Source organism: Streptococcus sp. 3.1, from assembly GCF_016648915.1.
Taxonomy (GTDB): Bacteria; Bacillota; Bacilli; order Lactobacillales; family Streptococcaceae; genus Streptococcus; species Streptococcus salivarius_E.
The window spans coordinates 19,649-29,511 of the sequence record NZ_JACLQV010000022.1; the positions used below are offsets into that span (position 1 = coordinate 19,649).

The 9,863-nt window shown below is 41.0% G+C and carries 8 protein-coding genes and 1 pseudogene; 8 read left to right on the top strand and 1 reads right to left on the bottom strand.

Features of this window, described 5'->3' with window-relative positions; translation table 11 throughout:
* The first annotated feature begins 92 nt into the window (after positions 1 to 92).
* Both H7U02_RS10125 and H7U02_RS11725 read left to right on the top strand, forming a co-directional pair.
* On the top strand, positions 93 to 1,607 hold the full coding sequence (locus H7U02_RS10125; RefSeq protein ID WP_110980763.1) for a P-loop ATPase, Sll1717 family: 1,515 nt from the start codon (positions 93 to 95) through the stop codon (positions 1,605 to 1,607).
* A gap of 40 nt (positions 1,608 to 1,647) precedes the next feature.
* Positions 1,648 to 1,728, top strand: a pseudogene (locus tag H7U02_RS11725) (IMP cyclohydrolase); the annotation flags it as partial.
* 191 nt (positions 1,729 to 1,919) lie between these two features.
* Here the strand turns inward: H7U02_RS11725 and H7U02_RS10130 are convergent.
* Positions 1,920 to 2,759 carry a CHAP domain-containing protein gene (locus H7U02_RS10130; protein WP_110980764.1) on the bottom strand — a complete coding sequence of 280 codons (840 nt, stop codon included), beginning with the start codon at positions 2,757 to 2,759 and terminating at the stop codon, positions 1,920 to 1,922.
* 306 nt (positions 2,760 to 3,065) lie between these two features.
* On the opposite strand from H7U02_RS10130, the gene purD reads away from it, so the two are divergent.
* The 6 genes from purD to purB all read left to right on the top strand — a co-directional run bounded on the left by purD (position 3,066) and on the right by purB (position 8,953).
* Positions 3,066 to 4,328, top strand: a complete 1,263-nt coding sequence (gene purD, locus H7U02_RS10135; protein WP_201043306.1) for a phosphoribosylamine--glycine ligase — start codon at positions 3,066 to 3,068, stop codon at positions 4,326 to 4,328.
* A 297-nt stretch (positions 4,329 to 4,625) separates the two neighbouring features.
* Positions 4,626 to 5,114 (top strand): 5-(carboxyamino)imidazole ribonucleotide mutase, encoded by a 489-nt coding sequence (purE, locus tag H7U02_RS10140; RefSeq protein WP_004181954.1) that lies wholly within the window; start codon positions 4,626 to 4,628, stop codon positions 5,112 to 5,114.
* The gene (purK, locus tag H7U02_RS10145; RefSeq protein ID WP_022495808.1) at positions 5,101 to 6,192 is read left to right on the top strand and encodes a 5-(carboxyamino)imidazole ribonucleotide synthase; all 1,092 of its coding nucleotides are present in this window, start codon (positions 5,101 to 5,103) and stop codon (positions 6,190 to 6,192) included. Before purE ends, purK begins: the two co-directional genes overlap by 14 nt.
* Complete coding sequence (locus tag H7U02_RS10150) at positions 6,193 to 7,143, top strand: ketopantoate reductase family protein (RefSeq protein ID WP_022495807.1); 951 nt, start codon at positions 6,193 to 6,195, stop codon at positions 7,141 to 7,143.
* Positions 7,144 to 7,151: 8 nt separating this feature from the next.
* Complete coding sequence (locus tag H7U02_RS10155; protein ID WP_004181931.1) at positions 7,152 to 7,379, top strand: hypothetical protein; 228 nt, start codon at positions 7,152 to 7,154, stop codon at positions 7,377 to 7,379.
* 275 nt (positions 7,380 to 7,654) lie between these two features.
* Entirely contained in the window at positions 7,655 to 8,953 is a 1,299-nt protein-coding gene (gene purB, locus H7U02_RS10160) for an adenylosuccinate lyase (RefSeq protein WP_002886310.1), read from the top strand.
* The last annotated feature ends 910 nt before the right edge of the window (positions 8,954 to 9,863 follow it).

Here is a 9,863-nt window from a genome sequence, read left to right on the forward strand (position 1 = left end):
ACTGGTGTGGTAATTTTAGTGTCAGTAATCGATAAGTCGATGAAGTTATGTCACTAGGCACACCAGTTTTTTATTATGGGTTAGGAGCTATTATGAAATTAGATGAGGTAAGAATAAAAGATTTTAATTTTGGAGATGTTGATGGAAGTGATGAATCATTAGAGCCAAAATTTCAAGATCTATTTTATGATGAAGACTCATTTTATGAAACAGAGCTAAGTAAAAAAAAGAAATTTATTATTTATGGTAGAAAAGGTACTGGTAAGACTTTACTAGCTTCTTACATAAATGAAAAAATGAAACATAATGCTAGTCAGTCTAGTAAAATAGTTTCCTATGATGAATATATTTATGAGAAACTAAAAGAGTTCAAGTATGATTCTGTCAAGAAGGAAGAACAATCATTATTTTGGAGATACGTTTTTTTACAACAGTTTGTTGACCTGATAGAAAAAGACTATGATTGTGCTTACTTTTGGCAATTTTATAGAAAGCGGAAACTAAAGAAATTTATTGAATCAGTAACACGACAATTTTTAGAAGTTCAACAATTTGTAAACGAAGAATCAACGGAAATTAAAAATAACGGGAAAATAAATTCAACATTATCTGATTTAGGCGTAGAATTACAAGTAAACTCTAGTACTGGTAATACACAAAAAACTACTAGTATTGAATCTCCCTATTTTAAAAAATATAAGGAAATTGAAACAGAAGTTTTAAATTATTTAAAATCGTCTCGTAAAGTATATTTCATTTTTTTTGATGATATGGATAGGTTGGAAGAAACCATGAATTTAGACGAATTTATAAATTTAATGATTTCTATGATTTATGGAGCTCAATCACTCAACAGAAAAATTGAAGGAAATTCAAAGATTGTGTTGCTTTTAAGAAGTGATATTCTTAAGCTCTTATTTGGGAAATCAGGCGATGTCAATAAGCCGATAACATCTGGAGGAATAGAGTTGATTTGGTATGAATCTAATGCTGCTGCCTCTGATAGCCCTCTAATTAAGATGGTTTTGTATAAAATGAGTAAAAGTATTGATGATAATCTTCCTTTGAGTGAAATACGAAGGAATTTCTTTCCTACAAAAGATACAATATTTAAATATATGATGTCTAGAAGTTTTGGTAGACCTAGGGATATAGTATCATTCTTTAACATATACAAGAAAAAATTTCCTGAGGATCAAAAAATTGTCCTTAAGAATATGCAACGAGTTGAAAAAGAATATTCAGAGTGGTTTTACAAGGAAATATCTAATGAATTGAAGATAACAGGTAAATTTGATGAAGTTGATAAGCTATTAAAATCAATTTCTGAACTTGGTAAATATGAGTTTACCTATCATAAGTTATTCGATTTTATGCAAAAACGTCAAGGTAATACTGACGAATTATTGGAATTGTTAACTTTACTTGTACAATTAGGAGTATTGGGTATTAGGTTGAATACAGGAAATATTGAATTTAGATATCGAGATTATAATATTGACAAGCCGGTAAATATCCATACAAAATTTGTTGTCCACTATGGATTGAGAAAGTTACTGTCTATTAGTTTTAATGACGATAATGAGAAAAATATTACCTATGAGTAAATTTAATAGGCTATTTAAAGTAAAATGTTGAAGAAATCATCGTGACCAAGAGTCAATTGAGGCGGCTGATAAACATGGTTTGACAATGATCTTTACAGGAGTTCGTCATTTCCGTCATTAAGAATTTACAAAGCATCCAAGAAATTGGATGTTTTTTAAATCCCTTAAGTTTCCTTTAAGTTACCCAAGCTATACTAATACCATCCTAAAAAACTTTTCTTTTTCATAAATCTCCTAAGAGCTCAGCACCCGCTGGGCTTTTTTATTTCAGAGTATCAAAAAAACAATCGTTCTCACGATTGTTCAATAGATTTAAACCTTTTCAAGGACAGACTGAGTTACCCAAGTCTTGCGATTTCCGATTTGGACGAGGATGCCATCGCTAGGTGGGTCAATGGCTAGCACTTTGAAGTTACCTGGAATAGTAAAGGTCTCACCAGGGGTGAGGTACTGGTCTGAAGTTGGGTTGCCTTGTCCATCAACTTCAAGAACGGGTCCAGGATCAACGACATTGTGTTTAGTTGGTGTGCCTCCAGCTAAATCTTGGCTGGTAATGGTATTTCCTGACACAGACGTGACACGGAAAGTTCCTGAGAAGCGGACTGTATCACCAACTTTGATAGAAGAGTTAGTAGAATTTCCATTTTGAGCTCCTGGTTCGAGGTCCTTAAAATGGATATAGCCAGATACTTGACTCTTATGGAAGCTACGTTTGTGATATTTCTCAGGCCCTTGCCCCGCATCGTAGTTGTACTCCTCAATGGTCACCTGATCACCATGAACTTCCGCAACCCAAGCAACATGCCCCATGTGACCAGCCCCGTTGACACCAGCTGAGAACCAGGCAATGCTCCCTACGGCAGGATTCATGTCAACACGGTGACCATTGGCACGTGCAATACTGCCCCAAGTGATGGCATTTCCATAACCTACAGGCAGAGTGAAACCGTTGGTGTTACTGAGACGATAGGCTGCGAAGGACGTACATTGACGCCAGTACATGGTCCAAGGATCCACGCCAAGGCCACCATATTTCCAAGAGGAAGGGTAGTCATCCCCGAGGACAGCCGCCTGTGCAGAGCTGCCACACGAAACCGAAACAGTCGCTAGACAAGCTAGCGGTAAGAGACAATTTAGTAATTTTTTCTTCATTTTAACCTCCACCTACCTATTCGCAGTTTTTCAGGAAAATGAAGATATTTTTGCGTTTAAGCCTCCCTTAAGCTGCTCAGGATATACTATCATCAATCCTAAATAACTTTTTTCATTTTCATAATCTCCCAAGAGGCGGTCCAAGTGGCTGCCTTTTTTGTGTCCAAATTTGGATACACCCCCATATCTCCGAACAAATATGTTATAATGGTTATGTATAATTCGTGAAAATTGCTAATTTTTCCGAATGATTGTCGTTAACGGGCATTTGCCCCTAGTCTTATTTGATATTGAGGTATCTTTCAAATGAAACTTTTGGTTGTTGGTTCTGGTGGTCGTGAACATGCGATTGCCAAGAAATTATTGGAGTCTAAGGACGTTGAGCAAGTTTTTGTGGCTCCTGGTAATGACGGGATGACATTGGACGGTCTTGATTTGATCAATATCGGAATTTCCGAACATTCTAAGCTGATTGACTTCGCAAAAGTCAACGATATTGCTTGGACCTTTATCGGTCCAGATGATGCCCTTGCAGCTGGTATCGTGGATGATTTCAATGTAGCTGGTCTCAAAGCCTTTGGTCCGACAAAGGCTGCGGCTGAGCTGGAGTGGTCTAAGGATTTCGCTAAGGAAATCATGGTCAAATACGACGTTCCGACAGCAGCCTATGGCACATTTTCAGATTTCGAGGAAGCCAAGGCCTACATCGAGGAAAAAGGTGCTCCAATCGTCGTCAAGGCAGACGGTTTGGCCCTTGGGAAAGGTGTCGTCGTTGCTGAAACGGTTGAGCAAGCAGTTGAAGCCGCTCACGAGATGCTTTTGGACAATAAATTCGGTGATTCAGGTGCGCGTGTGGTCATCGAGGAATTCCTTGACGGGGAAGAGTTCTCTCTCTTTGCCTTTGTCAATGGGGACAAGTTCTACATTATGCCAACGGCTCAGGACCACAAACGTGCTTATGATGGCGACAAGGGTCCTAACACTGGTGGGATGGGTGCCTATGCGCCAGTTCCTCACTTGCCACAGAGTGTGGTTGATACAGCGGTTGACACCATTGTCAAGCCAGTTCTTGAAGGCATGATCAAAGAAGGTCGTCCTTACACTGGTGTCCTTTACGCGGGACTTATCTTGACAGCTGACGGCCCTAAAGTCATCGAGTTCAACTCACGCTTTGGCGATCCTGAAACACAAATCATCTTGCCTCGTTTGACCTCTGACTTTGCACAAAATATCACCGATATTTTGGAAGGCAAAGAGCCAACTATCACTTGGACGGACAAGGGTGTGACACTTGGTGTGGTTGTAGCCTCAAACGGCTACCCACTGGCTTATGAGAAGGGTGTCAAGCTTCCAGCCAAGACAGAAGGCGACATCATCACTTACTATGCCGGTGCTAAATTCGCTGAAAATGGCCAAGATCTTCTCTCAAACGGCGGACGTGTCTACATGCTAGTCACAACAGCAGACACCGTCAAAGACGGCCAAAATATCATCTACAACGAACTCAACAAACAAAACACAGAAGGCCTGTTCTATCGAAATGACATCGGTAGCAAGGCTAACAAATAAAACTCTTTGAAAATCTTCGATTGACTGTGTTAAAGCTCCTTGATGAACTTTAGTTCTATCTTCGTCGCTTTGCCTTGTCACTCTATGATTTTCTTTGAGTTTTCGAATATCAATGCTATTTTAGGCGACGAAGTCGCCAATCCGATAATGGTCGCCGTGGTGAAAAGACCAGAACAGTTACTGTTCTGGTCGGGGGAAACTTTGAGACTCTAGGCTCAAAGTTTAGGAATGAAACCGAAGGTTTGCTTCCGTCCCCACCACCTAAGGCCATTATCAAAAAAGAAAAGGATATTAACTATGAAACCAGTAATTTCCATTATCATGGGCTCAAAATCCGACTGGGCAACCATGCAAAAAGCCGCTGAAGTCCTCGACAACTTCGGTGTTGCTTACGAAAAGAAAGTTGTTTCCGCACACCGTACACCGGACCTCATGTTCAAACATGCCGAAGAAGCACGTAGCCGTGGCATAAAGGTCATCATCGCTGGTGCGGGTGGCGCTGCTCACTTGCCAGGTATGGTTGCTGCTAAAACAACCCTTCCAGTCATTGGTGTGCCAGTCAAATCACGTGCTCTTAGCGGTGTGGATTCGCTCTACTCTATCGTTCAGATGCCAGGTGGTGTACCTGTCGCAACTATGGCTATCGGTGAAGCTGGTGCGACTAACGCTGCCCTCTTTGCCCTCCGTCTCCTCTCAGTAGATGACAAGGCCATTGCGGATGCGCTTGCTAACTTTGCTGAAGAACAAGGAAAAATCGCAGAGGAGTCTACAAATGAGCTCAACTAAAACCATTGGTATCATCGGTGGCGGTCAGCTCGGTCAGATGATGGCTATCTCAGCTATCTACATGGGCCACAAGGTTATCACCCTTGATCCTGCAGCAGATTGCCCATCTTCTCGTGTGTCTGAGGTTATCGTGGCCCCTTACGACGATGTAGATGCCCTTCGTCAGTTGGCGGACCGCTGTGACGTTCTCACTTATGAGTTTGAAAATGTCGACGCTGACGGCCTTGACGCTGTCATCAAAGACGGTCAACTTCCACAAGGAACAGACCTGCTTCGTATTTCACAAAACCGTATTTTTGAGAAGGACTTCCTCTCAAACAAGGCTAAAGTGACCGTTGCCCCTTACAAGGTCGTAACATCTAGCCTTGATTTGGAAGATATTGACCTTTCTAAAAAATATGTCCTCAAGACAGCGACAGGTGGTTACGATGGCCACGGTCAAAAAGTCATCACATCAGCTGACGATTTGGAAGAGGCAAATGCCCTCGCTAACTCAGCCGAGTGTGTCTTGGAAGAGTTCGTTAACTTTGACCTTGAAATTTCAGTCATCGTGTCTGGTAACGGTAAGGATGTGACGGTTTTTCCAGTTCAGGAAAATATCCATCGCAACAACATCCTCTCTAAAACCATCGTGCCTGCTCGTATTTCTGATAGTCTAGCTGAGAAAGCTAAAGCCATGGCTGTGAAGATCGCTGAACAACTTAACCTCTCGGGTACCCTCTGTGTGGAAATGTTTGCGACAGCTGATGACATCATCGTCAACGAAATTGCACCACGTCCACACAATTCAGGGCACTACTCAATTGAAGCTTGCGACTTTTCACAGTTTGACACGCATATCTTGGGCGTTCTCGGAGCGCCACTCCCAGCAATCCACCTCCATGCGCCTGCTGTCATGCTCAATGTCCTCGGCCAACACGTCGAAGCAGCTGAGCGTTATGTCACAGAAAATCCAAGCGCCCACCTCCACATGTATGGTAAACTAGAAGCGAAGCACAACCGCAAAATGGGTCATGTGACTTTGTTTAGTGATGAACCAGATAGTGTGGTTGAGTTCGGGAAAGGAATTGATTTTTAGGTGAAAATAGCAATCCTAGGACTCGGAGTCATTGGAACGACTTATGGCTATGCTTTTCAAAAAGCAGGTCATCAAGTAGAACATGTCCTTAGAGACAGTAAGCGGAATAATGCTCCCAAATCCCTCTCAGTTGATTTGCTAGATGGTCGCTATCATTCCAAGGGTGAAAACAAACACGACACCTATGAGGTTCATGTGGCGGAATCTGTTTTGGAATACGATTTTATTTTTCTCAGTGTGCGTCATGGTTTTATCAAAGAAGCCGTGGAAACCTTGCGAAAAAATAATATCAAAGGCACCCTCGTTTTCTTCTGCAATTTCTGGAATACACGAAAAGATGTCCAAGAGTGGGCAGGGGACTACGACTATATTTTAGCTTTTCCGATAGCTGGAGGTCACATGCAGGAGGACCATTTGGATGGTGTCTTGTTTGACCATTTAATGCTAGAAGGTGAGCAAAAAGCACACATTTCTAACTATTCTGATTTGACGACTTTGCTGAGTTCTGCAGATTTGAAGTGGGAAGTTCCTCATGATATGGTCGAGTGGATTTGGATTCACATGGCGATTAATGCGGGTGTTACTTCGACAGCTGCACGTTCAGGAAATTTGGAAAATCCAGAAGAATTGGCTTTGAACTTGATGAATAGTTCTTCGGAATTATCATTGGCCATTAAGGCCATTCGAGAAGCTTTGAAAGTCGTAGAAGCGCGTGGCGTGAATTTGAAGCTTTACAAAGCCGAACTCTTGCCATACAAAATTCCCGCTTGGATTGCAGGAAAAGCCATGAAAATCATGTTTGCGAAAAATGAGCTGACCCGAAAAATCATGACCTTACACAATGATAAACAGGACATCTTCTATTGTTGTCAAAGTGTCTATAAGACTGGTCAGGAGTTAGGTATTGAGATGCCCATTCTGGAAGCAAATATGAAGGGAATTTCGATTTAGGAGATTTTATGATTCAACTCATCGTCAACGCATTTGTTGAAAAAGATAAGACTGGAGCAGTCGTCGAAGTCTTGTATGCTAGTAGCAATCACGAAAAAGTGAGAGCTAAGTATGAAGAGTTGGTTGCTCAATATCCTGAAAACTATTTAGCTATCTATGATTTGCCGATGGATACTGATTTGAATAAACTAGATCACTATCCATCAGTGTGGATTGGGAAAGAGGAATTTGAATAAAGCGACAGTTGGTTGCTAACTGATGTAAAACATCAAAAGAATATTGCATATAAAACTAAAAAAGAAGCGGACATAGGATTCCATTAATTTGAGCTCAAACGTCCAATCTTTGATAGAATAAATAAAAAAAGAAAGGAACAAGGGTACTCGTATTCACAAAAACTGAATACGGGCTACGGACTTGGTCAAAAAGATAGTTTTTCCTAGAAGCTGGCGCTTCTTCGTCTAAACTACTATTTTGACTGTGTCCGCTTAACGCCCTTAATATCTTAATTATGATCGAACGTTACTCTCGCCCTGAGATGGCGAACATTTGGACTGAAGAAAATAAATACCGTGCTTGGCTTGAGGTGGAAATCTTGGCTGACGAAGCATGGGCTGAATTGGGAGAAATCCCTAAGGAAGATGTGGCTTTGATCCGTGAAAAAGCAGACTTTGACATCGACCGTATTCTTGAAATCGAGCAGCAAACTCGTCACGATGTGGTTGCTTTCACACGTGCGGTTTCTGAAACGCTTGGTGAAGAACGTAAGTGGGTTCACTATGGGTTGACTTCTACTGACGTGGTAGATACTGCCTATGGTTACCTCTACAAACAAGCCAACGATATCATCCGCAAGGACCTTGAAAACTTCCTTAACATCATCGCTGACAAAGCGAAAGAACACAAGTTTACCATCATGATGGGGCGTACCCACGGTGTGCACGCTGAGCCTACAACTTTTGGTCTTAAATTGGCTACTTGGTACAGCGAAATGAAGCGCAACATCGAACGTTTCGAGCATGCGGCTGCTGGTGTGGAAGCTGGTAAGATTTCTGGTGCGGTTGGTAACTTTGCCAACATCCCACCATTCGTTGAAAAATACGTCTGCGACAAACTTGGTATCCGTGCTCAAGAAATCTCTACACAGGTGCTTCCTCGTGATCTTCACGCTGAGTACTTTGCAGTTCTTGCGAGCATTGCAACATCTATCGAGCGTATGGCAACTGAAATTCGTGGTCTTCAAAAATCGGAACAACGTGAAGTGGAAGAGTTCTTTGCGAAGGGGCAAAAAGGGTCTTCAGCAATGCCTCACAAACGTAACCCTATCGGTTCTGAAAATATGACAGGTCTTGCGCGTGTTATCCGTGGTCACATGGTAACAGCTTATGAAAACGTAGCCCTTTGGCACGAACGTGATATCTCTCACTCATCAGCTGAACGTATCATTGCACCAGATACAACTATCTTGATTGACTACATGCTTAACCGTTTCGGAAACATCGTTAAGAACTTGACAGTCTTCCCAGAAAACATGATCCGCAACATGAACTCTACATTTGGTTTGATCTTCAGCCAACGTGCGATGCTTACTTTGATTGAAAAAGGCATGACACGTGAGCAAGCTTACGACCTTGTTCAACCTAAGACAGCCCAATCATGGGATAACCAAGTAGACTTCAAACCACTTCTTGAATCAGATCCAGAAGTAACATCACGCCTCACTCAAGAAGAAATCGACGAAATCTTCAACCCTGTTTACTACACGAAACGTGTTGATGAAATCTTCGAACGCATCGGTTTGGGTGACTAATCTAAACAAAATAACATAAAGCAGGTTTGCCCTGCTTTTTTTGATGGTGACATTTATGTCACTAGTTTTGTTTCCTTTTCAGCCTTATAATAGGGTCATGGCAAGAAAACTATCAGAAAGGAGAAGTTAGTAATCTTAAAAGGACGACTTAACTATTTACCGGAACTTAGCCTCTTAATAGTAAGCATTGCTTATAATATCATCCGCATCATGAATGATCTAGGAAGTATTAAAGCTCCCTCTTGGTTTTTAGATATGGATATTCCTAGTGAGTTCTTACTATTATTTATTTTGCTTATCATTTTAAAAAGTGACAAAAGATAATAATCTCTTAAGTTACTTTTAAGTTTATTAAGATATATTATAACCATCCTGGTAAGGCATCTAGCTTTTGTGAGCTAGAGGTAACATAATTTTTTCATAACAAATCTCCCCGAAGAAAGTCTAGAAATCTGGGCTTTTTTCTTCTTTTTGAGGTTTTATTAGGATATTTTAAGAAAACACTTGAAAACCCTTCCAAAACAAGGTAATATAGTTATATAAAGATTCTATTGGACAAGCGGTCACCTTTGAGGATTAGGAAGAAGAGGTTGGGAAGCCTGTACAATCGTATCTTTTCAGTGGTCTTTGGACTGCTGTGAAAATCCCTTAGGGGATTTTTTTCTGCGATTTAAGGTTTCTTTAAGGAAGGCGGGTTATACTTTAAGTCTCCTAAATAACTTTTACTGAACGCAGTTCAGTAAGTCTCGTTGGCTTACACTTTTTGTAGAACAACGAACTTTTCTTTTTCATAATCTCCAAAAGAGCTCAACACCATGTGTTGGGTTCTTTTTTTGTCTTACGAAAACCACTAGCTGTGCTAGTGGTTCCGAAAAGCTTTTAGCGATGTATCAAAAAAAGTCCCCCTAAA

Bases quoted from the DNA above. Each gene is read 5' to 3' on its own strand.
- H7U02_RS10155 (WP_004181931.1), top strand. From the start codon at position 7,152: ATGATTCAACTCATCGTCAACGCATTTGTTGAAAAAGATAAGACTGGA.
- purD (WP_201043306.1), top strand. From the start codon at position 3,066: ATGAAACTTTTGGTTGTTGGTTCTGGTGGTCGTGAACATGCGATTGCC.
- purE (WP_004181954.1), top strand. From the start codon at position 4,626: ATGAAACCAGTAATTTCCATTATCATGGGCTCAAAATCCGACTGGGCA.
- H7U02_RS10130 (WP_110980764.1), bottom strand. From the start codon at position 2,759: ATGAAGAAAAAATTACTAAATTGTCTCTTACCGCTAGCTTGTCTAGCG.
- purK (WP_022495808.1), top strand. From the start codon at position 5,101: ATGAGCTCAACTAAAACCATTGGTATCATCGGTGGCGGTCAGCTCGGT.
- purB (WP_002886310.1), top strand. From the start codon at position 7,655: ATGATCGAACGTTACTCTCGCCCTGAGATGGCGAACATTTGGACTGAA.
- H7U02_RS10125 (WP_110980763.1), top strand. From the start codon at position 93: ATGAAATTAGATGAGGTAAGAATAAAAGATTTTAATTTTGGAGATGTT.